Genomic DNA, 22,934 nt, shown 5'->3' on the forward strand with positions numbered 1-22,934 from the left:
GTATTCAAGTGTAACTTGTTTTTAGCAGCAGGGTGTTAAGGCGATGTTAAAAATAAGTTAAAAATTTTCAGCTAATACAAGAGTGATGGCGAATTTACATAAAGCATCAATGCTGCGATAAGATTTTTGTTGAAATAAACCATTCAAATAAGGTGGCGGAACTGGATTGAGCGATAGGCAGCAATGTTTGTGCGGCAAAGCGGTATTGGGTAATAGTGGCATTTTCATCAACCCATGGCATGAAATCCGTTGCTATTATCGCATTATTGAGCAATAATTCAAGCGGCTTTTTTATCGGGATTAGTTCGACTTGCAGTGCGTTAAATTCGTCGTTATGTGTTTGTACCCAATGTTCAAATTTTTTATGTCCATTAAATAAATGACCACAAACGTGATGCGGAACAGCCATATCTTGTAATAAATGTGCAGCTGCACCCAGGTAAAAAAAACTATTTGCCAAATCTTTATTTTTCACGAAACGGCAGGCTTTGGTCAGATAAACAGAAAAATCATATACTGCCGGTGAAAATCGCCATAAGCCTTTGCGCGTGATTGGATTAAAAAAATGATTGATGTTTTTGAATTCTAAATCAGCCCACGTAACACCAAGCTGCAAAGCGTTAAGATTTTTTTCTAGGACGCAAGCAACTTCAGGGTACCCATTTTCTCGGATGATCTGCAAAGCTTCGGCATTACAGACTTTATGTGTGTGGCATAGTGTGGAATCATGAGGCATATCTAAGATGTATTGAAGCGGGGCTGAAAGCGTGCTGAGAATAGATAATCCTTGACTGAAATAACGGGCGGATGTCATCGTCATAATGCCACCAGCTCTATTGGTGAAATCAAGTGATCTAGAATTTTACGTGAGGCTAAAGAACTTTGTTGAATCAACATGTTTTGTGATAGTGAGCTTAGTTGTTCAGGGTTTTCCATGAAAGTGTTTATATAGGCTCTAAGGTCGTTTTCGCATTTAGCCCAACAGCCTAAATTCTCTTGCTCTAAGAAACGGGCATTGTCCTCTTCAATACCGGGGATTGGGGAAAATACAAGGATTGGCGTGGCTGTCGCTAAAGCTTCGGTAATGGTAAGCCCGCCTGGTTTGGTAATGATTAAATCCGATTTTTTCATTAACGAGGCAACTTGATTCGTAAAGCCAATAACGGTGTAGTTTGGTTGATGAATGGCAATTTTTTCTAATTGTTTTTGTCGCGGCAGATCATTGCCGGTAACAAAAGTAAAATGGATTGTCCTAGGCAAAGCTTGCAATACATTGAGGATCATCAACATCGTTTCATCGGTCTGCCAGCTTGTCATGATCAGAATATTATTGAGACTGGCGGAATGAGCAACTGGAGTGAAATTAGGGCCAACGGGGATACCGCTCGGAATGATACTCCCGCTTGGATGAAGGGAACTTTTTAACTGATTGACCAATGTGGGATGGGCAACAAAATACTGGTCGACATATGCAACATCCCAAATGGGGTGGACAATATAGTCCGTTACAATGCCAACCAGTTTAAACGATGAATGATATTTTTTTTTGTAAGCGGCTGCTGCAGCCAGCGGGAAAAAATGTGTACAAAGAATCGTGTCTGGTTGGTATTTTTGCACTAAACGACCCATGGTCCGTTGGTTTGTTTTGGCAAGCATGTATTTGACATTGTCGAATGTTTCAATTTCACTGATTTTGCAAATTTGCCGAAAAAATGACGGCTTGTATTCAATGAGTGTCTTGTAAGCTTTGCTTAACAGGTTAGGCAGACTATAACGCTGTAATTGCAGAAAATCGATGGTTGTTACGGTGTAACCAGATGCCTGCAAATTTTGCTGCATATTGAAGGCAGCCTGATTATGACCGTTGCCGACAGAAACAGTTAAAATCAACACATTATGCATTGTAAACACCTCCGTAATACTTTCTGCTTCCATTATATTTGAAAGCGAGTCAGGATTTATTATGTTCATATTATGATTGTGTTAAATTATAATATGAACTTTTCTTGTTTAAGCTAAAATGAAAATAATTTATACTATTTCGCCCGTTTTTCAAAGTAGGGCTTTTCAATTTCATTCTTAAGTAGTAATATTATTAAGGCGATGTTGTCGGGGCTAGTTTTGATTGTCCCAATTGTATTGCAAATTTATGAATATTTTCTGAAGGTGAAAGTGTTAAGATGGATCGTAAAACTTTTTTATTAAAAACTTTTTATATTTGCAGTGCAATGTGGCTAGCGCCGAATTTGGTTCAAGCTGGTCAGGTATTTGCAAATGCTGCTTCCCTAAATAAGGAACCTGTAAAAATCAAAGAAACAAATTTAATATTTGGCCCGCTAACGAAAAGAGTATCAACGAACTTGATCGTAGTTCATCATATTGGGAATACGGATGAAGATGTATCGGCTGCTGAAGTACATAAATGGCATTTGGCAAATGGCTGGGCGGGAATTGGGTATCATTTTCTGATACGCAAAGATGGAACGATTGAACGCGGTCGTCCAATGGATACCGTTGGGGCACATACTTATGGGTATAATAAAAATTCAATTGGTATTAATATTGTGGGGAATTTTGAAGTTGCGACCCCTAAACCAGAGCAAATGGAATCGGCTTCGCGTTTGATTGCTTCGCTATGTACGAAATACCAATTTGGTCCTAATAAATATACAGTCCAAGGTCATCGCGACTTATGTGCTACGCTTTGTCCGGGTGCAAATTTGTATAGTTCAATGAATGATCTTCGAAAAAGCAGTTTTATGTATTTGTAATGAAAAAACGAGCCAAACATTCGGTGTTCAATACTTGAATGCTTGGCTCGTTTAATTTTATTCTTGAATCATTTTTAGTAATTGTATTCGGTTTTTAATGCCGAGTTTTTTATAGATGCTCATAATGTGCTTTTTGAGTGTATTGGGAGTGATAATTAATGCACTGCACATTTCCTCGGTGGAAAATCCTTTTGCCATAAGTGAAAGAACCCGCTCTTCGCGAGCTGTCAATTGAAATTTGATACTACAGTCGAATGTCGATAATTTCGTGCTGGTTTGTTCTTTGGCGAGGTATGCCGTATGCAGCCTCAAGGCGAGATGATCTTTTAGCTGGTTTAAAATAAAAGAATCCCGGTACGAAAAATTGATGGATGTTTCACTGCGATAGAGTGACAGAACTCCTAAAAAAGTATTATCAAAGGCTAAATTGATATGGATAATATGCCGAATGGAATTTGGTTGACATATTTGTTCATAGTAGGTAGATTTTAACCATACTTTTTCGTCACAAATGTCAGAATCTAAATATACAATATTATTGGCACTGATTTTAATGCCACGAGAATAGTCATACTGGTAGTAGTGTTCTAAATATTGTTTTACGTATTCGTCAGGAAAATTTAAGGTGATTGGTGAGCACAGCGAAAGATCTTGTTCACCAGAGGCGAGATATGAGGTTGCACGATCAAATGGAATGACCCATTGCAGTTGTTTGAGTAAAATGGAGCGCATTTTATCAATGTTGTGAATACTATGGATTTTATAGATTATATCTGTGAGTACCATCCAAACATTATTACCAAGATAGTCCAAAATATCACCACCATACCTAATTATATAAATAAATCGCTTCTTTGAAGGCTGGAATTTATTATGAAAAATAAGTTATATCGTATATTGGTTAGATTATAACATGTTTTAATGGATTTCTACTACTTTTTTACCATAAATGCAAAGATCACAAAGGATAGATGGTCAATCGGAGTAATTGAATTTGAGTTGCAGCTAACTTATAATGAAAATATAAACTTAACAGGTAAGAAAATCAAGGCAAGGGTGCTGATATTTCCATTTATGGAATCAGGACGCTTGTCTTTTTTTATAGAAAAGGGAGGGGCTTTTAAATGAGTAAATATGAGGTTATTCTCGATACATTACCAGCGACACAGGAGAGAACTGAAATTTTATTCCGTCAGGCGGGTGATGGATTTATCCAAGTTGAATATGGACATGAACAACGAGTGGAATTGTTGGATTCATTTAGAATTTTGGCGGTAGACAGTAAAATTAAGCAGGTTAATATTCAGGGATTGATCGAAACCGTACCAAGTTTACGAGCAAATTTGTTTCACTTTGATCCATTGGTTATCTCTCCTGGAAAATTGATTGCAGAAATAAAAAAAGCCGAAGAATCTATTACGAGTGTTGAAGAGATGGTGATTGACTCTAGAATCATTACATTGCCGATTGCTTTTGAAGACAGCCAAACAAAAAAAGCAGTGGCATTGTATCAAAAACAGGTTCGTCCTGATGCACCAAATTGTGTTGATGGCTATAATCTTGAATATATGGCACAGTGTAATGGCTGCTCGGTTGATGATATAAAACATATGCTTTTAGATACGTACTGGTATAACAGTGGTTGTGGATTTTGGCCTGGGGGTGGATTTTTTTGGCCGATGGATCCTCGCTGCAAAATGATTGTACCGAAATATAACCCACCGAGGATTTGGACACCAGAGGGAGCTGTTGGAATTGGTGGTGCCTGCTTGTTTACGTATACCACCGCAACTGGTGGCGGTTATCAGCTGTTTGGTCGAACCATTCCGACATTCCAATTGGCGATGAACCATCCGCAATTCAAAGAAAAACCGTTTTTGTATCATCCGTCAGGAGATCGCTTGAAATTTGTTGAGGTCTCAGAGGCGGAAATTGATCACATTTATGCACATGTTCACGATAAAACGGATTACAAATATGAAATAGAAGAAAGTAAAATTGTTGTAAAAGAATATTTAGAGTTTTTGGCTGCACCCGAAGTACAAAAAGGCGCGGAAGATTTTGCGAAACGGCAAGCTAAAGGGGCAGCAAAAGCACCGAAACTTTAATCGTAAACTGTGAGGAGGTTTGAAGTATATGTTAAAAGTTATAAAAGCGGGAATCGAAGTTTTGGTAGAAGATTGGCCTGGCCGCTTGGGGTACATGGGTTTAGGAATGGCGGCAGCCGGTGCTATGGATAATTTGGCATTACAGTTAGGAAATGCAGTTTTGCAGAATGAAATCGGTGAAGCTGGGCTTGAAATAGCTGGTGGATACTGCCAATTTGAATTTATCCAAGCCGGTGTTATTGCGATTTGTGGTGCAGATATGGCGGTGAAATTGAATGGTGAGCCGATTGCTTTATGGGAAGCTATTCCTGTGAAAATAGGGGATCAGCTAGAATTTGATCATTTTGGGACAACGGGTTTTCGAGCATACTTATGTATTGCTGGCGGTATTGATGTGCCAGTTTATCTTGGCAGCAAATCAACCTGTTTATTTGGTTCTTATGGTGGATTTCAGGGCAGAAAACTTCAAGTGGGTGATGTGATTGAGGCAGCGGCAAAAGTCAAAGACAGTCTTGCTGGGCGAAAACTTAACCCTAAATATATTCCTCAATATACGAATGAATGGGAATTACGTGCTATTCCCGGACCAAATTCGGCACCAGATTATGTAAGCGAAGCCGGTATGGATTATTTATTTTCGACAACAATGAAAATTTCACATAATGCCAATCGGGCGGCCTATCGGTTAGCAGAAGTACCGGATTATTTTTGGGCACGAGAAGATGGTGGGAAAGGTGGCAGCCATCCTTCTAATATCGTAGATCATGGGTACAATATGCGCGGGGCCATTAATGTGACAGGCAACACACCTTCATTGCTTATAGCGGATGGACCGACACTGGGTGGTTTTGTCTGTGTTGCAAATGTAATTTATGCTGATTTATGGAAAATTGGGCAAGGAATTCCCTCGCGCGATAAAGTAAAATTCAAGTTGACGACGGTGGAAGAGGCTGTGTCAGCCCGCCGGGACCGTATCGCTATGCTGGCAGCGGAAGATCTTGTTATTACAAACAGATAATATGTAATGAAAAAAAGGCAATGGAGGAATGAAAAATGGAATATACATTAAAAGCGCCGATGCCAGGATTGGTTGCAAGAGTTGTGGTAGTGGAAGGTGAAAGCGTAACAGAGGGACAAGAATTAGCAGTTATTAACTGCATGAAAATAGAAATTAGCTGCCCAACCGGAAAACGTGGTACGGTGAAGAAAATTCTCGTTGGTGAATGGGATGAAATGGACGTTGATACGCCGATGATCCTTCTGGAAGTTTAAATAATTACTAGATAGAGAGGCGGAAATGCGTTTATGATAAAAAAAATACTGATAGCAAATCGTGGTGAAATCGTAAGTCGAATTATAAAGACCTGCAATCTTATGGGGATTGCAACGGTTGTTGTATATTCAGAAGCTGATAAAGATGCTTCTTATGTTAAACAGGCGAATGAGAGTTATTGCATTGGGGCACCAAGTCCAATAAAAAGTTATTTAAATATTGAATCTATAGTAACTGTACTGAAAAAATCGAAAGCAGATGCGGTTCATCCCGGGTATGGATTTTTATCGGAAAACGCTGGTTTTGCAAAAGCTGTTGTAGCATCTGGAGCAATCTGGATTGGTCCGGATCCTAAGGTTTTGGAAAATATCGAATCAAAATGCTACTGTCGTAAACTGGCCAGTGAATTGGACTTGCCGGTTACACCGGGAACGATTCAGCCGATTGAAACGATTCGTGATATTTATAATATTGCTGAATCCGTGGGGGTTCCACTGATGCTGAAGCTCGATAAGGGCGGTGGCGGCAAGGGCATCCAACGCATTGATGAAATACAGGATTCAAAAAAAATGCAAGCGATGCTGGATAGTTTGCAGCGGGTCGGTGTGATGGCATTTGCTTCGGGGGATGTGTATGTAGAAAAAGTCATTGAGCGAGCAAGGCATATTGAAGTACAATTCTTGGCGGATCAGGATCAGCAGGTAATTTGTTTGGGGGAACGAGAGTGTTCAATCCAAAGGCGTTATCAGAAAATCATTGAAGAATCACCATCGGTGGTTGTTAGTGAAACGGAGCGGCAAAGATTGTTTGCCTATACAAAAAAATTAATTCAGACAATGCGTTATACGGGTGCCGGCACCATTGAATATCTTAGAGATATAGAGGGATCTTATTATTTTATGGAAATTAATGCTCGGCTCCAGGTGGAACATCCTGTTACTGAATATATTACTAAGATCGATATTGTTGAACAGCAAATTCGCATTGCTGCTGGTGAGAAATTGGCGATGCAGCAACAGGATGTCAGTTTTTGTGGACATGCGATTGAGTGCCGCATTTATGCCGAAGATCCAGAGACATTCATGCCGTCTCCCGGGATAATCAGGAAACTATCTTTACCAGATACAATCATAAATACCAGTTTGCGAATTGATTCCGTGGCTGAAGAGGGTGGAAATGTACCACCATATTATGATCCTTTGTTTGCGAAGGTAATCAGCTGGGGCGCGGATCGAGAGGCAGCGATTGAAATTTTAAAAACAGGCTTAATGTCTTTTGTTGTAGAGGGAATTAAAACAACCATTCGTGCCGATTTGGCAATATTAAATCATCCCAAATTTGTCGCAGGTGATATCAATACGGCTTTTCTGAGTAAAGAACATTGTTTGGCACAGGCAAAATTGAGTTGAAGGAGGCAGTCCCGATGAAAATTGATGTAAATGTCGATATGGGCGAAAGCTTTGGTCGCTATATTTTGGGTGATGATGAAGCCCTAATGCCCTGGGTAAGCTCAGCGAATATTGCTACAGGGTTTCATGCAGGTGATCCACTGGTGATGGAACGAACGATTGCCTGGGCGAAAAAATATAACGTTGCTGTTGGCGCGCATGTGGGGTTAAATGATCGGCAGGGGTTTGGTCGCAGGCAGATCAATATATCGGTAGAGGAACTGAAAAGTGATATTTTATATCAATTAGGAGCGATCGATGCTTTTTTGAAGATACACAATATGAAATTACAACATATAAAGCCGCATGGGATTTTATATCGTATGGTTGGTGAACAGGAAATATATATTGATGCTTTTCTCGACACCGTGGAATTGTATAATAAAGATTTGTATATTATGCTGCATACGGGCTGCGAAGCGTTAAAACGTGCACAAAAGCGAGGTTTGAAAACGGCACCAGAAATCTTGATTGATTTGGGCTATGATGCTGAGGGAAACTGGATTTTAGAAAGAATTAAAAAAGAAAGATCACCACAGGAAGTGGCTGCACGAGCTTTGCGAGCAGTATGCGATCACAAAATCGATACCGTCGCTGGAGATCTGATCCCAGTAGAAGGGCGTACTATATGTATCCACGGAGATGCACCGAATGCTGTTTCTGTAGCCAAAGCAGTTCGACAGGCATTGGAAGGGGCGGGCGTTGAACTTGCTGCGCTGGATAAGAGTATGTAATAGACAGTCAGGTGAAGTTTGCATTCTACTTTATAGTGGGAAATTTAGAATAAGGCGGTGACCTATGAAGAAAATTAATTCTTTAGATATATCGGTGGCTGTATTGGCAGCTCTGTCTTGTTTAGGTGCTTTAGCTGGTTTGCCTATTTGGGCTTTGTTTATTGGCTGGGCTTGGTATTTCACATTAGGGGCAACGGTTGCTGGTTTTAAACAGGCAATACCACCGATGCTTGCTGGTTCTATGCTGGCGGTGCTGGCAATTGTCCTGATCGATAGTTTGAGCGGCATGTTATCACCGTTGGGGGCAATGATCTTTGCCGTATTTATCACAGTGTTTTTATTGATGCTGACATTGAAAATCAAGGGACTCGATTGCTCCTTGGCATCGTTTAATTCTTATTCTTGTATGTTTGCCGGTTATTATGCTGCATCTTTTCCAGTGCAAACTGTATATGTATATAATTTGGGGTATGCAGTACTGTGGATTACCGGAGCAAATTTCTTGGGTTTAGTTTTTGGCTGGTTAAGTATTAAATTAGCTGGATTAGGGAAAACAGCCAGTGAATAAATTATATAAAGAGCAATCAAAAGCTGCGTTTTATTATGACGCAGCTTTTTTGTGTGAACTAAAAAAGAATGTCTACGCTTTGAGTCATAGACATTCTTTTGTATGTGATTATCGAAAAATAAATATTTATCAGAGTTTTATTGAGGACTTGCAACAACCCATTGTTGATCTTGTTGACCTTGTGGCAGCATATGGGCATCAAACCACATGTAAAAAAACTTTTCAGCCGGATTAATTGTATAGCCGTCTTGCTGGTGATCAGCTGTATCATAAGAGTCCGCTAAAATCAGTACATCATCGGCTATCGTATCAGTTCCCATTGTATCATAGCCAATAATGACACGCCAATGTCCGCCCCATTCAATATTTTCAACCATAATAGGTGTATTGTTTTTGAGATTTTTCAAAATGAAATTTTTTACATCCTGCGGGTTTGAAAATTTAGGCTGATCAAGACTGGATGAAACATTCCAGCCAATTTGTTTGAAAAATTTAACCATGCCAGCGGTATCGGTGCCAATGGCTGGTTTTGTATCCATACTAGCCATTAGTTTTTTCTCATCCCAAGTCGTGTTGCCAAAATGGTATAGTACCGTTAAAGCAGCAGATGGACCGCAGCTTATTTCAGTCGTTTGCTGATAGGTTTTATAATTGCTTAAAATAGTTAAGTTTTTTGTAGACTTTAGATCATAAAAATCTAGAACTGAATAGTAAGGTGAGTGCTTTACATTGCCGATTCCATTATAAGCGGATGCACCTTCGCTGGTAAGGTTATAGTCTGGTGGATAGGAAATTACCTTGTTACTTGCTTGGGCAGAGGTCCCGGTGAAGGTGAAGATTGTCAGAGCCAAGATAGTCGTCATACAGAAAAAATAATTTTTTGCTTTCATCATATCGCTCCTTTTTCATATAATAGTCTGCAATACAATTATATAAGATTTATTAAGAATTTTGTTAATTTGAGAAATTTTTCTTTAAAACACTTTCGAATTGGTCCATATGTTTTTTATATTCTTCGATGCTGAAGATTGGTTTGAAATCTTTTTTGATGTTTTTTGCTTTTTCTCCATTTTCTTTTAATAAACGATAGGCGGTTAATGCCATGATTTTTGCGGTAGCAATATAGGCGATATCTTTGTTGATAATTTTAAAGTCTTTTGAATGGAGATCGCCGCTGACACCGCCTGTTTCAAACGTTAAGACTGGCATTACGTGTGTTAAATCACCAACATCACTTGAGCCAGCACTGGATTCATGAGGCTGGGCGGTACGTATTGATCCCTGCGGTAAAATCATTTTGGCAATGTCTAAAATATCACTGGACGGTGCTCGCGGAATGGTTGGTAAATATCCCGGTGAAGTATAGATTTCGAGATTAGCACCCAACGCCAGAGCACCTGCTTCAAAAGCCCGATCCGTTTTTTGGCTGGCATCTTCGATTGCTTGGACATTGTTAGCGCGTACGAGGCTTTCGATGACCACTTCTTCAGGAATCACATTAACGAGGCTGCCGCCTTTCGTAAGAATGGTATGCACTCTTACCATATCTTTATCTTGAAAGGTTTCCCGCTGCATCGCTAAGGCGTTTAGCCCTAATGCTGCGGCATTTAGTGCATTGACACCTAGATGCGGATTGGCTGCGGCATGAGCGGCGCGTCCTTTGTAGCGAATTACTTTTGAAACGAAACCATTACTAAGGCGATCACCGACAACCACGTCAGCGGTGCCAGGTCTGGAATGATGGGTTATGGCGATATCAATATCATTGAAAGCACCGATTCGAAGCAGTTCTGATTTTCCACCGCCATATTTAATCAGGGTTTTTTCTTTTAAGTTAAGTTTGAATTCAACTTCACCATATTCTTCCGAAGGCACGGCGAAAAATGTAACATTTCCCGCCAGTGAATTTTTAATTTCTTCATCCGTTAATGCAAGCGCTGCACCAATCATTCCGGCTAATTGACAATGGTGACCACAAGCATGACAGGCACCGGTTGTTTTGTCAGCATAAGCGTGATGTGGTGAAGATACGGCATCAAGTTCCCCAATTAAAGCTAGGTTAATTTCATTTTCTTGCGGGTCTTTCAAATAAGCTTTTACGCCAGTGATGGCAAGACTTTTTTCTGCTTTTGCGGTGTTTTTTTGCAGGAGGTCAAAAACCTTACTGGCAGTTCTTGTTTCTTTATAGCCTAGTTCAGGATGTTGATAAATATCTTCCGCAAAATCAATGATTTGTTGTCTGTGTTCATCAATAATTTTAAGAATTTTTTCTTCTATTTTATCCATATGGCATCATTTCCTTTATCTCGGCAATTTTATTTTAATTCTTCAGGAATAAACCAGTAGTTGTTTTTGTTGTTTTCTTTCATATAGTCTTTAAATTCTGCTGATTTGTAAGCAGCTACGATATCTTTTGCCCATTGGGAATCTTTATTTTTTTCGTCGACGACGACAACCAGTTCCAATTCGCGACTAACATTTTCTTGTAATAATCCTTTTGCCGCATCCATTTTAGCTGAATAGACAATACTGCCCGGAATGACAGCAAAATCTAAATCATCGAGTGAACGAGGCAGTTGTGCGGAATCCATTTCCATGATTTCAATGTTATGAATATTATCTTTGATGTCATTTTTAGTTAATGTTGTTGGATTTGCCGCATCATTCAGTGTAATCCACCCTGCTTTTGCCAGAAGTCTGAATGCTCTGGCTGCATTGGAAGGGTCCATCGGAATTCCGACTTTTTGACCTGGGGCAACCTGATCTAAAGATTTGTATTTGTTGGAGAAAATGGCAGCTGGCACAGTTGGGATTGGCACGATAGGTGTTAATTTCCCGCCTTTTTCTTTGTTGTAATTGTCAGCATAGGCCGTATGTTGTGCTACATTTAAATCAACGCTGCCTTCAGAAAGAGCTACTTCAGATTGCAATAAATCGGAAAAATCAATAGATTTGACGGTATAACCTTTTTTTTCTAAGATTGGTTTGATGGCTTTATCAAAAAGTTCATTATAAGGACCCGGCGATACACCAATGGTGATTTCTTTTTTTTCTTTTGTGTTTTCGGCTTGATTGGAATCTCCACAGCCCAGTATGGTAAATAGTAATGTTATCAGTAATAATCCGGTAAAAAATCTTTTCATAAAAATAACCTGCTTTCGTTTGTTTTTGTAATTAATGTCTTCTGGCTTTTTGTGCCAAATGGTTGCCGAAATTTTGAATACACTGGACAAAAATAATTAAAATAAATACAGTGAACACAATAACTTCTGTGTTAAAACGTTGATATCCATAGGAAATAGCAATGTCGCCAATTCCGCCGCCACCAATGGTTCCAGCCATTGCGGTAGCACCGATTAAACCGATTGTGGCAGTAGTTAATGATAATATGATAGATCCTAAAGCTTCGGGAAGCAAAAAATAACGAATGATTTGTATCGTAGTTGCTCCCATGGCTTGGGCAGCTTCGATGATCCCTTGATTGACTTCTAACAAAGAATTTTCCACTAAGCGAGCAATAAAAGGAATGATATAGATAATCAAAGGAACAATAGCAGCTTTTGTCCCAATTGATGTACCAACAATCAATTTTGTGAAGGGCACGATAGCTACCAATAAAATGATAAAAGGCAAGGAACGTACGATGTTGACCAAATTGTTCAAAGAGCGAAACATAAATGTGTTTTTACGTATGCCGCCTGCTTTTGTCAAAACTAATAAAACACCCAGGGGTATTCCGCCGAGAGCCCCGAGCAGCAGGGAGATGCTAACCATTTGTAGTGTTTCAAGAATCGCTTTGATTATTTGTGCAGTTGTTATGGTTGCCATTTTCTACCACCTCGATTCCTACGTTTTTTTGTAATAAATATTGATGTGTTTTCTCAATGTTTTCTGGGGTACCATTTAATTCAACTGTTAAATGCCCTAATATATCACCCTGCAATTCCGTTACATTTGCAAATAAAATATTGGGCTGTACACTATATTGATAACAAGCTTCACTTAATAAAGCCTGCTGAGAATTTTCACCAATGAATTTTAGTTTTAAGACCAGTTTATTTTTATTGCTGAAATCAAGTGTGTTTAATATTACTGGTGGAATTTCATCATGTACGATTGTACGAATGAAATTTTTGGTTGTTTGTTGCTGTGGGTTTTCAAAAATATCAAGCAAAGAACCTTCTTCGATAATTTCACCTTTTTCCATAACAGCAACACGATTACAGATTTCTCGAATAACATTCATTTCATGGGTGATGATTAAAATCGTAATCTTGTATTTTTTATTGATTTCTTTTAATAGTTGTAAAATGGAGCCTGTCGTTTGTGGATCAAGTGCCGAGGTTGCTTCATCACATAAGAGAATAAATGGGTTTGTTGCTAAGGCTCTGGCAATGCCGACACGCTGCTTTTGTCCGCCCGATAGTTCATCTGGATAGGCATCTGCCTTGCTGGCAAGACCGACAAAATTAAGCAGTTCTGTAATCCGTGTATAGATGGTGTTTTTATCCGTTCCCTCCAATAAAAGTGGAATAGAAACATTTTCAAAAACTGTCTTTGACTCCAGCAGATTAAAATGCTGAAAGATCATCCCGATTTGCTTGCGCAGCAAACGAAGTTTTTGGGGTGATAAGTTAGAAAGGTTCTGGTCGTTTACGATAACTTCACCGAAGGTGGGTTGTTCCAGATAATTTACCATGCGGATCAAGGTGCTTTTTCCGGCACCGCTAAAGCCGATTACACCAAAAATATCACCTTCGTTGATTTTTAAATTGATGTTTTTTAAAGCTTGAATTTCACTGCTATTTTTATAAAATATTTTTTGTATATTTTTTAATTCAATCATTGTTTCTCCTTGCTGCAATCATAACATAATAAAGTTAATACATATATGTTAAATATGTATTAACTTTATTATATTATAGCATTAATGAAAATATTGTCAACTGAACTTAAAACAGCAAAAAAGTCCTGCAACACCCATATAGAAGGATGCGCAGGACTTTGAAATATTTTTAAGCGGAAATAGCGAAGGTATGGTTTGCTAGTTTATAAGAGTGTTTTAGCTGATGCTCAATATGCAAACAGCCATCTTTGAATTCCAAGGATAGTGGAACCGAAAAATAAATATCATCATCCAGTTCACTGCGTTTTTTTAGTGGTGAAAATGTATCGATTTTATCGCCGTTCGCATTGAATACATCAATTTGATTTAATGTTTTTAATTTTTTTAATTGATGATTTTCAGTGAATTCAAGTGAATTCGTATCTGCGTGAATGCCGATGCTTAAAGGATCAAACGCACGAACCTCACCGATTGGAGTTTTGATTTTTGATGGTTTTGCCGGTTCAATTGATTTTAACGTTCCATCAGGATAAAGTGAGAAGCCAGTTTTGACGACAAACGTACCTAAGGCCGTGGTAAGCGTTACCGTTTCACCAGGGAACAAGGTTAAGCTTTTGAGTTTGCTGTCATTATAGAATGTTAAACTGATAATTTTTTTTATGAAGGCACCAAAAGCAAAGTTAAATTTGAGCGGTCGGGTTAATTCGCTTTCCATTTCTTCACTCCAGTAGGCAGATAATTTTCCATTTAAGGGAAATAGTTTTTTTAGCGTACCATTGGGATGAAATAAAAGCAATTCGGCAGGGAAAATACCCAGCGGCGTTTTTATTTTTGTTATTTGATCTAAAGCGATATTTTTTAGTGTGCCATCTGGATAGAAAATAACGGACGGAATGTGTTTATGACGAACATCATCATAATGATATTGCGGAACAAGATCACCATAGGCGGTATGAATTGTAGTTTTTTGCTGTACGATACAGCTTTCAAGCTGACCTGCTTTATAATAGCTTGGTGCACAGATATCCAGTAAGGAACCATATTTCGTTTCAATGTTCATCATTTATACCACCTAACGTTATATTTTTTGTGCCATGTAAAACCTATCTATTGTAATAAATCCAACTATAATATTTTTATTGTAAAAAGTCAATACAATAATGTTCACTATGTATTCTGACAATAGACAAAAATACTAAATAAAGAAGATTTATTGGAAGAAAAGCTGGTTGCGAATAAAAAGGTCAATTCACTATTGATAGAGTGAACTGACCTTTTCTCAAATTTATTTTATTTTAACCCTAATGCTTGAGTTAAAGACGGGATATTGGTTTCAAAATTAACGCCAAAACGAAGGTCTGTCCCGGCTTCTTTTGTCCAGGCAATACTTTTCACAGTAAAGTCTACGGCAATTTGTGCAGCCTTGGCGAGTGGAATATCATTCAAGAGTCCTGATAATAAGGCACTGCCAAAGATGTCGCCCGTTCCGTGATAATATCCTTCAACTCGCTCTGCTAAAGCATAACTGATTACACCCGTTTCACTATCGTAAGTCGCTGCACCCAGTGCAGTATCATCAAAATAAACACCGGTTAATACAACTTGCTTTGGTCCGATTTTTGCCAGTTTTTTCAATAGATTTTCAATATATTCTTTCGTATAAGGACCTTCTTTATAGTCTTCATTCAACATTAAAACAGCTTCTGTAATATTTGGTACAATAACGTCAGCTTTTGAACATAGTTTTTTCATGCCGGCAGGAAAAGTTTTTGGAAAAGACTGATACAAAACGCCATTATCTGCCATTACAGGGTCTACTAAAATGAGACTATGGTCATTTTTGAAATCATCAAAAAAAGTGGAAACAAGTTCTAGTTGTTCAAAAGAGCCTAAATAACCGGTATAGATTGAATCAAATTCTATGTTTAACGTTTTCCAATGATCAGCAATGGGTTGAACATCCGTTGTTAAATCTCGATATGTAAATCCGGTAAATCCACCTGTGTGGGTTGATAATACTGCAGTTGGAATAACACTGCATTCCACACCGGCTGCTGAGATAATCGGTAATGCCACGGTCAAAGAGCATTTACCGAAACAAGAAATATCATGAATAGCGGCTACGCGTTTTTGTTTTAACATAATTCACTTTCCTCCTAAAGACATACTATTGTTTTGCGGATACTGTTTTTATTTTAGGGAGGAAAAGACAGACTGTCAATGTGTAAACAAGGATTGTATTGATACAATTTGAATAATATTTTTTTTACGATCTGATTACAGGCTATGATGAAACAGGTGAAACTTTGCAATAATTTACGCAATGATAAAGAATACTCATAACCAATGGACATCAATTTTATACAGATAATGCATTTGAAATATTAATGATTAGCTGATAGTATAGTAAATATAAATTATGGATTGAAGATGATAAGTAAATGAGTCAATATATTGTAACAAATAGTCGGCAATACTGGAAAACGAATATTGCTTTATTTTTAGGGAGTTTTGTTACATTTGCTTTATTGTATTGCGTACAGCCGCTGATACCGATTTTTTCGCAGGAATTTATGATTTCACCAGCACAGGCGAGTCTGACGGTTTCTGTTGCAACCGCAGGACTCGCCATTTCAATGCTGTTTATGTCATGGCTATCCGATAAAAAAGGCAGAAAATTTATTATGACAATTGCGCTTACTGGAGCGAGTTTTTGCACGTTTTTATCGGTGCTGATGCCAAATTTTTATTTCTTATTGTTGATGCGAACGCTTGCGGGTATTATGCTAGCTGGTTTTCCGGCTATTGCGATGGCTTATATTAACGAAGAATTTGAGCCTGGTCATGTGGGACTGGTTATGGGAATCTATGTGAGCGGAAATTCAGTGGGGGGATTGCTGGGAAGATTGCTTACAAGCGTTCTTACGGATTTTTTTTATTGGCAGGTTGCGATTGCGTTTTTAAGTGTACTTAGTTTGCTCATTAGCGGCTGGTTTTTTTTGAATCTACCGGAATCTAAACATTTTACCGTAAGGCAACAGTCTTTTTCCCATATGATCGTTTCACTTAAAAGTCATTTGAGCAATAAAAGATTAGTTTCGCTATACAGCATTGGTTTTATTATTATGGGGTCTTTTGTGGCTTTATATAATTACATCAGCTATCCACTTATGGCACCACCCTATAATTTTAGCCAGACGGTTGTCGGCTGTTTGTTTTTTGTTTACTTAATCGGAACGTTTAGTTCCACTTTTATGGGGAATCTGGCAGACCGTTATGGAAATGGGATGATTTTGGGTATTGGCTTATGCTGCATGCTGCTTGGCGCTTCTTTGACTTTAGCAGTCAGTATTTATACGAAAGCAGTGGGGTTAGCGGTCTTTACGTTCGGGTTTTTCGGAGCTCATTCTGTGGCGAGCAGCTGGGTGGCAAAATCCGTAACAACAAACCGTTCGCAGGCATCGGCGTTATATTTACTTTTTTATTATATTGGATCTAGCATCTTAGGAGCCACTGGCGGCAGCTTTTTGTTGTGGCGAGGCTGGACTGGTGTTGTGATATTGATTACTGGTATTTTATCGTTGGGAATTCTCATCAACATTCAGTTATGCTGGCAGGAACGAGTGCAAGTTCAGCAGCCTGATCACGAAAAAATATAACAGAAACAGCCATAAAGCCGTTGCGGCAAGAATCTTTTGCAACGACTCTGTGGCTGTTTTACATTTCGCTGTGGCAGATACTAAATACTAACGTGAAAGTTTTAATGGAGGACAAAAACTTTTTAATATTTACTATTTATAAGCAGGAAATTTTCTTGTTTTGTAGAAAAATAAATAATGTATAATGGGAATTTTGTCGTATCATATCAAAATTATTTTCGTAAATTGGTTTTTATTGGTAGATATTAGACAGAATTTTTGGAATATATAGTATAATTTTATAAAAATTCAAAAGAAGGAGGCTTGTTTTGAAGCGATAAGGCAGGTGAGTTACGGGGGGCGTATTTTATGTTAAAAAATTTTCGTAAGACAAAAAGCGTGGAAAAAAGTTTGGTTACAGTTATCTTATTGATTGCTTTTGTGCCAGGAATTCTAGTTGGAATCGGGTCTTATTTTAAGGCAGCGGAAGCTTTAGAAGCAGAAAATGCTACAGCAAAACAATATCAAGTTGGTCAAGCCGCTGATAAACTGGATCAATATCTTACGGATGGGGTGGCTGTGATTGCTTCAGCCGCTAAAAATCCTGTTTTTCAAGCAGGAAAAAATCCTCAAGATCGCATTGAAGTTTTAAAGTCGATTTATGAAGGTACGGGCATGTTTGAATTAGTCCTCTGGGCAGACGAAAAAGGTTTTGTGGATGGGCAGACATTTCCATATACAGATTTTGGCGGTAAAAAAGATTTTACGGACCGGCAGTGGTGGCGAGATGTTTCAACACAAAAGAAACCATTGATTTCGGATACATATGTTTCTGCTTTTACCAACCAGGCAACCGCACCAATTGTTGCTCCGGTCATGGATAAAAATGGAACAACAGTTGGTTATGTGCTCGGAAATTTGAAACTGGAAAATGTTACGACATTGGCGCAACAGCTCAATGATGGTAATACAGGCAAAGGTATTGTTCTTGATAAAAATTTTTTTTATCTAACGGATAGTCGTGATGAAGCGAAAGGGAAAAAACATGATCCGTTTGATAATGAAGCCATTTTGCCAATTATTAAAGCAGGAGAAAAGAAAGTTTTTGACAGCAAAGACGGAAATGAGAATCTTTATATATCGTATACGCCTGTAGGAAATACAGGGTGGTCTATTTTATCAGAGCAAAAGAAAGAAGAAGCACTGGAAACAATTGGTAAACTACGGACGACGGTTATTTATTCTACGGGGCTTACTGCTTTGGTTTTAGGGGCAGTATTTGGCTTTATCGGTTTAGTGATGATTCGGCGCCGCTTGATTACGCCGATTAAAGATTTGGCCGCAGAAGCTGAGCGTGTGGCGCAAGGCGATTTGAGTCATGAAATTACCATGAATACAGATGATGAAGTGGGGCAATTGGCGAATTCTTTTCGGGCGATGGTCGGAAACCTTAAAGGATTAATCCATCAGATTGAAGATAATGCCAAAGCGGTTTCTGCCGCGGCGGAAGAGCTCAATGCAAATGCGGAATATTCAGCCCAGGCAGCCAGTCAGGTTTCGGCGGCATCGCTTGAGGTTGCGAATGAAAGTGAAAAGGAAGTCACTTCTGTAAAAAGAACCACGGTAGCAGTTGAACAGATTTCAACAAATATTCAACAAGTAGCCAATAATTCACAAAAAGTAACAGAAATGTCGAATGAGACAACATTGGCTGCGCAAAATGGCAGTAAGGCAATTGATACGGCCATTACCCAAATGAAGAATATTGAAAATACGGTGTATGAATCGGCAAAGGTTGTCACAAATTTGGGAGATCGTTCTAAAGAAGTAGGGCAAATTATTGATACAATCAGCGGAATTGCCAGTCAAACCAATCTATTGGCATTAAATGCAGCGATTGAAGCAGCTCGTGCTGGCGAACAGGGACGTGGTTTTGCTGTTGTAGCTGAAGAAGTAAGAAAACTAGCTGAACAATCACAACAGGCTTCAAAGCAGATTGAAATATTGATTGGTGAGATACAAAACGAAACAGCACAGGCTGTAAGCGCAATGAATACAGGTACGAAAGAAGTCAATCTTGGGACAGAAGTTGTGACAACGGCTGGTAAAACATTTAAAGAAATTGAGCAGCTGATTCAGCAGGTTACCTTACAAGTGAAAGAAACGTCCAATTCGATTCAACAAATGGCGACAGGAAGTCAACAAATTGTTGGATTGATGCGTGAAATTGATACATTTAGCCGCAATACTTCCGAACATAGTCAAACTGTTACCTCCGCGATGGAAGAACAGTCGGCGGCTATTGCAGAAATTTCTACATCAAGCCAGGGGCTGGCCACTTTAGCACAAAAGCTGGAAGAAACTTTGACAAAATTTCATATCTAAAGATGCTCTGGTGCCTTTGTGAATTTTACGGGATAAATATTTCCGGAAAAACCATGTTGACAAGGTGACATACTATGTAATATACTAAATCTAATAGTTGATCAGTATAACTGAAGACTAAACGTGTTCTTACGGAATACGCTTAGTCTTTTTCGTTTTCATAAAGCAGGATCTTTTATAAGAATAGGAGGGATAAGCGATGTTGAATATTATGGTAATTGGTGCGGATCATCTAGGTAATATTGAGAAAAATTTAGCGACGTATAGTGCAGCGAAAATCAGCCATGTAAGTGGTCGTGCAACATTGGATCAAAAAATTGCCATTCCCCAGACAGCAGGACTGGTGGTTATTCTTACGGACTGTGTGAACCATGGCACAGCAAGACGAGCGAAAGCCGTAGCGAAAGCACAAGGGATACCGGCTATCTTCAGTAAACGTTCTTGGTGTTGGCTGGAAAAAAAGCTTCTTGCGTCAGGCTTTGAAAGACAAAAGTCAGAATTTTTGTGAGGTGTATTTCTATTTTATATAGTACGAAAAAATTCCTATTCGACTGACATGAAGTTTTCATGTAGCGAATAGGAATTTTTTTTACAAATATTAAGGTGGATCTAAAGTGATCCAATTTTCTGCCCATTTTTGGATTTCATCTAGTGCGGGTTGCAGCGCTTTTCCTTTTTCCGTGAGGCAATACTCAATCCTTACGGGTGTTTCAGGATAGACATTGCGGACAATAATGCCTAAACGTTCTAATTCTTTAAACCGATCCGCCAAAACTTTGGCACTCATATGTGGAATGATTTCTGATAAAGCAGAGAAACGTTTTGGACCATCTAAGAGCGAGCGGATGATGAGTCCTGTCCATTTTTTGCCTAATAATTCAAAAGCAATTTCATAACGAGGACATAATGAAAATTTAATCATAATATATTCAACTCCTAATTTTATTTTACCATACTTACTTGACAAAAGTAAGTATGGTATTGTATTATATGTTACATAAAGTAACTAGATTATAAAAAGTAATTTAAATTTTATAAATAAAAAAAAGAGGTGTTTCTTATGACAAATAAATATAATGAATGGAGTATGCTGCTCTTGCGTTTGATTTTAGGAATTACATTTTTTGCCCATGGTTTACAAAAAATTTCTGGCTTTGATGGGATTGCCCAATTTTTTGGATCGCTTGGTTTACCGCCATTTTTACCTTACTTTGTAACCGCGATTGAAACCGGTGGTGGGTTGTTCTTACTTTTGGGGTTTTTGACGAGACTAGCAGCGGCTGGTATTAGTGCCGTGATGCTTGGTGCCATATTTACCGTGAAACTGGATAAAGGTTTTATTGGTGGCTATGAATCAGAAGTTATGTTATTGGCGGTTGCCATTGCCTTGATTATTTCGGGTAGTCATCTTTTCGCTTTAGACAATATATGGCAGAAAAAGTCTTCCGCCAAATAAAATTTGCTTACATTAAGCATCTTCAAAATGTAAAAACATGGAGGAGATGCTTTTTCGTTGACTTTATAGTTTACCAGGTATATAATAAAAATCTCAAATACGTAAAGCAATAGAAGGAGCTTTCTGCGATGCGACAAAGTGAACAGATTTTTAACATATTACATAGAATTATTCATAAATCATCAATTTTAATGGCACAGCCACGACCATTTGGCACGGATGATTTGTTGTATTCTTCGGAGATTCATATGATTGATGTCATTGGCAGACAGCCAGGTATTTGTGTCACCGAAATTGCTAATAAACTGGATATTACAAAAGGTGCAGTGCCGAAGATTATTCGTAAGCTTCTACACAAAGATATGATTTATCGCTATCAGGCAATGGAAAATAAAAAAATGGTTTTATTTAACCTGACGGATAAAGGTGAAATTGCTTTTCAGGCACATGCAGCATTTCATGAAGAGTTGGATCAAAATATTATTCAAAAATTTGACGTGATGCCCGAAAAAGAGTGTCAACAATTTAAAGACATCATGCACGACATAGAAAGTTACATTGATAAAATGAAATAAATTTGAGCATCCACAATGTTTACCAGGTAAACATTGTGGATGCTCTTACAACATGCAGGTGTAAGAAAGGACAAGATATGAAAAAAAATATAAAATTAATGGGTATTATTCTTATTGGGTTTTTAGTTTTGGGTGGAGGAGTATTTTATTTTTACCAGCACCATCAAGAAATTTCAACGGACGATGCTGCTATTGATGGTAGAACGGTGCTCTTGAGTCCAAAAGTTCAAGGTTATATCAAGTCCATTGCTGTGCAGGACAATCAAGTAGTCAAAGCCGGTGATTTATTAATGGAAATTGATCCAACAGATTATGAAATAAAAGTGAAACGGGCACAAGCGACATTGGCAGCGGCAAAATATGCTGCTACCAATGCACAAAATAATTCTGCGAAAACAGCAGTTACTGAACCTGCGGCTATTGATGCGGCAAATTCTCAAGTAGTTTCAGCTCAGGCTGATTGGGAAAAAGCATTGGCAGATCGCCAACGAATGGAAACACTGCTGGCAGTAGGCGCTTGTTCGCAACAACAATTTGATCAAGCAGCAGCCAACGAAAAGTCTCTGCACGGGGTCTTGGATCATATGCGAGCAACGCTGACCTCAGCAAATTCGGCACCAAGTGCTATTGCGGCATCGCAAAATACAGTAGAACAGTTACAATCACAAGTGCAGCAGGCCCAAACGGATTTAGAACAGGCGGAAAATGATCTTGCTAATACAAAGATCTTTGCACCAATGGATGGAAGAATCGCCAAACGAAGTGTTGAGGTAGGTAGTTATGTAGAGGCTGGTACACAGCTAGGATCTCTTGTTGGCAGTGAACTTTGGGTAACTGCCAATTTTAAAGAAAATCAACTGGCGGATATGCGTCCGGGCGATACAGTTGATATTGAAGTTGATGCTTTTCCAAATATAAAATTGCATGGACGCCTGGATAGCTTTCAAGCGGGTACGGGGGCACATTTTTCGCTTTTTCCTGCTGAAAATGCAACGGGAAATTTTGTTAAAACCGTACAACGTGTGCCGGTGAAAATTACATTTGACCAACTTTCAGAAGATATCATGACATTACTGGGACCGGGCATGTCCGTTGTTCCAGTTGTCCATACAGGAACCAATCATGTCTGAGG

Annotated in this window: 24 protein-coding genes; 13 read left to right on the forward strand and 11 right to left on the reverse strand. The window is 38.6% G+C overall.

What is annotated here, in order from left to right:
* Positions 1–106 precede the first annotated feature (106 nt).
* Positions 107–820 carry a zinc dependent phospholipase C family protein gene (locus BMY14_RS09585; RefSeq protein ID WP_091831210.1) on the reverse strand — a complete coding sequence of 238 codons (714 nt, stop codon included), beginning with the start codon at positions 818–820 and terminating at the stop codon, positions 107–109.
* On the reverse strand, positions 817–1,935 hold the full coding sequence (locus BMY14_RS09590; RefSeq protein WP_177177539.1) for an MGDG synthase family glycosyltransferase: 1,119 nt from the start codon (positions 1,933–1,935) through the stop codon (positions 817–819). The genes BMY14_RS09585 and BMY14_RS09590 overlap by 4 nt, the downstream gene beginning before the upstream one ends.
* A gap of 245 nt (positions 1,936–2,180) precedes the next feature.
* Between BMY14_RS09590 and BMY14_RS09595 the strand changes: the two genes are divergently transcribed.
* Positions 2,181–2,771: an N-acetylmuramoyl-L-alanine amidase gene (locus BMY14_RS09595; protein WP_091831214.1), complete on the forward strand. Its 591-nt coding sequence runs from the start codon at positions 2,181–2,183 to the stop codon at positions 2,769–2,771.
* Positions 2,772–2,828: 57 nt separating this feature from the next.
* On the opposite strand, the gene BMY14_RS09600 is transcribed toward BMY14_RS09595, so the two are convergent.
* Positions 2,829–3,584, reverse strand: a complete 756-nt coding sequence (locus tag BMY14_RS09600) for a response regulator transcription factor (protein WP_019552256.1) — start codon at positions 3,582–3,584, stop codon at positions 2,829–2,831.
* A 311-nt stretch (positions 3,585–3,895) separates the two neighbouring features.
* Between BMY14_RS09600 and BMY14_RS09610 the strand changes: the two genes are divergently transcribed.
* From BMY14_RS09610 to BMY14_RS09635, 6 genes are all read left to right on the forward strand, one after another.
* On the forward strand, positions 3,896–4,879 hold the full coding sequence (locus BMY14_RS09610) for a 5-oxoprolinase subunit B family protein (RefSeq protein ID WP_091831218.1): 984 nt from the start codon (positions 3,896–3,898) through the stop codon (positions 4,877–4,879).
* 28 nt (positions 4,880–4,907) lie between these two features.
* Positions 4,908–5,897 (forward strand): 5-oxoprolinase subunit C family protein, encoded by a 990-nt coding sequence (locus BMY14_RS09615; protein WP_091831220.1) that lies wholly within the window; start codon positions 4,908–4,910, stop codon positions 5,895–5,897.
* Between the two features lie 35 nt (positions 5,898–5,932).
* The gene (locus BMY14_RS09620; protein ID WP_019552259.1) at positions 5,933–6,151 is read left to right on the forward strand and encodes a biotin/lipoyl-containing protein; all 219 of its coding nucleotides are present in this window, start codon (positions 5,933–5,935) and stop codon (positions 6,149–6,151) included.
* A gap of 33 nt (positions 6,152–6,184) precedes the next feature.
* Positions 6,185–7,561 (forward strand): acetyl-CoA carboxylase biotin carboxylase subunit, encoded by a 1,377-nt coding sequence (locus BMY14_RS09625; protein WP_091831222.1) that lies wholly within the window; start codon positions 6,185–6,187, stop codon positions 7,559–7,561.
* 14 nt (positions 7,562–7,575) lie between these two features.
* On the forward strand, positions 7,576–8,334 hold the full coding sequence (locus tag BMY14_RS09630; RefSeq protein ID WP_091831224.1) for a 5-oxoprolinase subunit PxpA: 759 nt from the start codon (positions 7,576–7,578) through the stop codon (positions 8,332–8,334).
* Between the two features lie 64 nt (positions 8,335–8,398).
* Positions 8,399–8,902: a DUF1097 domain-containing protein gene (locus tag BMY14_RS09635; RefSeq protein WP_091831226.1), complete on the forward strand. Its 504-nt coding sequence runs from the start codon at positions 8,399–8,401 to the stop codon at positions 8,900–8,902.
* 137 nt (positions 8,903–9,039) lie between these two features.
* Here the strand turns inward: BMY14_RS09635 and BMY14_RS09640 are convergent, their stop codons facing one another.
* The 7 genes from BMY14_RS09640 to BMY14_RS09670 form a co-directional block, all read right to left on the reverse strand.
* Positions 9,040–9,795 (reverse strand): C39 family peptidase, encoded by a 756-nt coding sequence (locus BMY14_RS09640; protein WP_245741351.1) that lies wholly within the window; start codon positions 9,793–9,795, stop codon positions 9,040–9,042.
* Between the two features lie 61 nt (positions 9,796–9,856).
* Complete coding sequence (locus tag BMY14_RS09645; RefSeq protein WP_091831230.1) at positions 9,857–11,188, reverse strand: amidohydrolase; 1,332 nt, start codon at positions 11,186–11,188, stop codon at positions 9,857–9,859.
* Positions 11,189–11,217: 29 nt separating this feature from the next.
* Positions 11,218–12,045 (reverse strand): MetQ/NlpA family ABC transporter substrate-binding protein, encoded by an 828-nt coding sequence (locus BMY14_RS09650; protein WP_091831232.1) that lies wholly within the window; start codon positions 12,043–12,045, stop codon positions 11,218–11,220.
* 31 nt (positions 12,046–12,076) lie between these two features.
* Entirely contained in the window at positions 12,077–12,730 is a 654-nt protein-coding gene (locus BMY14_RS09655) for a methionine ABC transporter permease (protein WP_091831234.1), read from the reverse strand.
* Entirely contained in the window at positions 12,687–13,748 is a 1,062-nt protein-coding gene (locus tag BMY14_RS09660) for a methionine ABC transporter ATP-binding protein (protein ID WP_091831236.1), read from the reverse strand. Before BMY14_RS09660 ends, BMY14_RS09655 begins: the two co-directional genes overlap by 44 nt.
* A 169-nt stretch (positions 13,749–13,917) precedes the next feature.
* The gene (locus BMY14_RS09665) at positions 13,918–14,811 is read right to left on the reverse strand and encodes a hypothetical protein (RefSeq protein ID WP_143063154.1); all 894 of its coding nucleotides are present in this window, start codon (positions 14,809–14,811) and stop codon (positions 13,918–13,920) included.
* A gap of 227 nt (positions 14,812–15,038) precedes the next feature.
* A complete protein-coding gene (locus BMY14_RS09670; RefSeq protein ID WP_091831240.1) occupies positions 15,039–15,890 on the reverse strand; it encodes a pyridoxamine kinase in 852 nt (283 codons plus the stop codon).
* Between the two features lie 299 nt (positions 15,891–16,189).
* On the opposite strand from BMY14_RS09670, the gene BMY14_RS09675 reads away from it, so the two are divergent.
* The 3 genes from BMY14_RS09675 (at position 16,190) to BMY14_RS09685 (ending at position 20,279) form a co-directional block, all read left to right on the forward strand.
* Positions 16,190–17,407: an MFS transporter gene (locus BMY14_RS09675; protein ID WP_091831242.1), complete on the forward strand. Its 1,218-nt coding sequence runs from the start codon at positions 16,190–16,192 to the stop codon at positions 17,405–17,407.
* 348 nt (positions 17,408–17,755) lie between these two features.
* Positions 17,756–19,771 (forward strand): methyl-accepting chemotaxis protein, encoded by a 2,016-nt coding sequence (locus tag BMY14_RS09680; protein WP_091831244.1) that lies wholly within the window; start codon positions 17,756–17,758, stop codon positions 19,769–19,771.
* 199 nt (positions 19,772–19,970) lie between these two features.
* Positions 19,971–20,279 (forward strand): DUF2325 domain-containing protein, encoded by a 309-nt coding sequence (locus BMY14_RS09685; protein WP_091831246.1) that lies wholly within the window; start codon positions 19,971–19,973, stop codon positions 20,277–20,279.
* Positions 20,280–20,369: 90 nt separating this feature from the next.
* Here BMY14_RS09685 and BMY14_RS09690 read toward each other — a convergent pair whose 3' ends face one another.
* Entirely contained in the window at positions 20,370–20,693 is a 324-nt protein-coding gene (locus BMY14_RS09690) for a winged helix-turn-helix transcriptional regulator (RefSeq protein ID WP_091831248.1), read from the reverse strand.
* Between the two features lie 138 nt (positions 20,694–20,831).
* Between BMY14_RS09690 and BMY14_RS09695 the strand changes: the two genes are divergently transcribed.
* The 3 genes from BMY14_RS09695 to BMY14_RS09705 all read left to right on the forward strand — a co-directional run bounded on the left by BMY14_RS09695 (position 20,832) and on the right by BMY14_RS09705 (position 22,932).
* Positions 20,832–21,227 carry a DoxX family protein gene (locus BMY14_RS09695; protein ID WP_091831250.1) on the forward strand — a complete coding sequence of 132 codons (396 nt, stop codon included), beginning with the start codon at positions 20,832–20,834 and terminating at the stop codon, positions 21,225–21,227.
* 128 nt (positions 21,228–21,355) lie between these two features.
* The gene (locus tag BMY14_RS09700) at positions 21,356–21,802 is read left to right on the forward strand and encodes a MarR family transcriptional regulator (protein ID WP_091831252.1); all 447 of its coding nucleotides are present in this window, start codon (positions 21,356–21,358) and stop codon (positions 21,800–21,802) included.
* A gap of 77 nt (positions 21,803–21,879) precedes the next feature.
* Positions 21,880–22,932, forward strand: a complete 1,053-nt coding sequence (locus tag BMY14_RS09705) for an HlyD family secretion protein (RefSeq protein WP_091831254.1) — start codon at positions 21,880–21,882, stop codon at positions 22,930–22,932.
* Positions 22,933–22,934: the final 2 nt, after the last annotated feature.

It is taken from the genome of Propionispira arboris, assembly GCF_900109225.1.
Classification (GTDB): domain Bacteria; phylum Bacillota; class Negativicutes; order Selenomonadales; family Selenomonadaceae; genus Propionispira; species Propionispira arboris.

Bases quoted from the DNA above. Each gene is read 5' to 3' on its own strand.
- BMY14_RS09585 (WP_091831210.1), bottom strand. From the start codon at position 820: ATGACGATGACATCCGCCCGTTATTTCAGTCAAGGATTATCTATTCTC.
- BMY14_RS09590 (WP_177177539.1), bottom strand. From the start codon at position 1,935: ATGGAAGCAGAAAGTATTACGGAGGTGTTTACAATGCATAATGTGTTG.
- BMY14_RS09635 (WP_091831226.1), top strand. From the start codon at position 8,399: ATGAAGAAAATTAATTCTTTAGATATATCGGTGGCTGTATTGGCAGCT.
- BMY14_RS09610 (WP_091831218.1), top strand. From the start codon at position 3,896: ATGAGTAAATATGAGGTTATTCTCGATACATTACCAGCGACACAGGAG.
- BMY14_RS09690 (WP_091831248.1), bottom strand. From the start codon at position 20,693: ATGATTAAATTTTCATTATGTCCTCGTTATGAAATTGCTTTTGAATTA.
- BMY14_RS09680 (WP_091831244.1), top strand. From the start codon at position 17,756: ATGTTAAAAAATTTTCGTAAGACAAAAAGCGTGGAAAAAAGTTTGGTT.
- BMY14_RS09595 (WP_091831214.1), top strand. From the start codon at position 2,181: ATGGATCGTAAAACTTTTTTATTAAAAACTTTTTATATTTGCAGTGCA.
- BMY14_RS09705 (WP_091831254.1), top strand. From the start codon at position 21,880: ATGAAAAAAAATATAAAATTAATGGGTATTATTCTTATTGGGTTTTTA.
- BMY14_RS09695 (WP_091831250.1), top strand. From the start codon at position 20,832: ATGACAAATAAATATAATGAATGGAGTATGCTGCTCTTGCGTTTGATT.
- BMY14_RS09700 (WP_091831252.1), top strand. From the start codon at position 21,356: ATGCGACAAAGTGAACAGATTTTTAACATATTACATAGAATTATTCAT.
- BMY14_RS09660 (WP_091831236.1), bottom strand. From the start codon at position 13,748: ATGATTGAATTAAAAAATATACAAAAAATATTTTATAAAAATAGCAGT.
- BMY14_RS09645 (WP_091831230.1), bottom strand. From the start codon at position 11,188: ATGGATAAAATAGAAGAAAAAATTCTTAAAATTATTGATGAACACAGA.
- BMY14_RS09615 (WP_091831220.1), top strand. From the start codon at position 4,908: ATGTTAAAAGTTATAAAAGCGGGAATCGAAGTTTTGGTAGAAGATTGG.
- BMY14_RS09630 (WP_091831224.1), top strand. From the start codon at position 7,576: ATGAAAATTGATGTAAATGTCGATATGGGCGAAAGCTTTGGTCGCTAT.
- BMY14_RS09675 (WP_091831242.1), top strand. From the start codon at position 16,190: ATGAGTCAATATATTGTAACAAATAGTCGGCAATACTGGAAAACGAAT.
- BMY14_RS09685 (WP_091831246.1), top strand. From the start codon at position 19,971: ATGTTGAATATTATGGTAATTGGTGCGGATCATCTAGGTAATATTGAG.
- BMY14_RS09655 (WP_091831234.1), bottom strand. From the start codon at position 12,730: ATGGCAACCATAACAACTGCACAAATAATCAAAGCGATTCTTGAAACA.
- BMY14_RS09670 (WP_091831240.1), bottom strand. From the start codon at position 15,890: ATGTTAAAACAAAAACGCGTAGCCGCTATTCATGATATTTCTTGTTTC.
- BMY14_RS09665 (WP_143063154.1), bottom strand. From the start codon at position 14,811: ATGATGAACATTGAAACGAAATATGGTTCCTTACTGGATATCTGTGCA.
- BMY14_RS09650 (WP_091831232.1), bottom strand. From the start codon at position 12,045: ATGAAAAGATTTTTTACCGGATTATTACTGATAACATTACTATTTACC.
- BMY14_RS09620 (WP_019552259.1), top strand. From the start codon at position 5,933: ATGGAATATACATTAAAAGCGCCGATGCCAGGATTGGTTGCAAGAGTT.
- BMY14_RS09625 (WP_091831222.1), top strand. From the start codon at position 6,185: ATGATAAAAAAAATACTGATAGCAAATCGTGGTGAAATCGTAAGTCGA.
- BMY14_RS09640 (WP_245741351.1), bottom strand. From the start codon at position 9,795: ATGATGAAAGCAAAAAATTATTTTTTCTGTATGACGACTATCTTGGCT.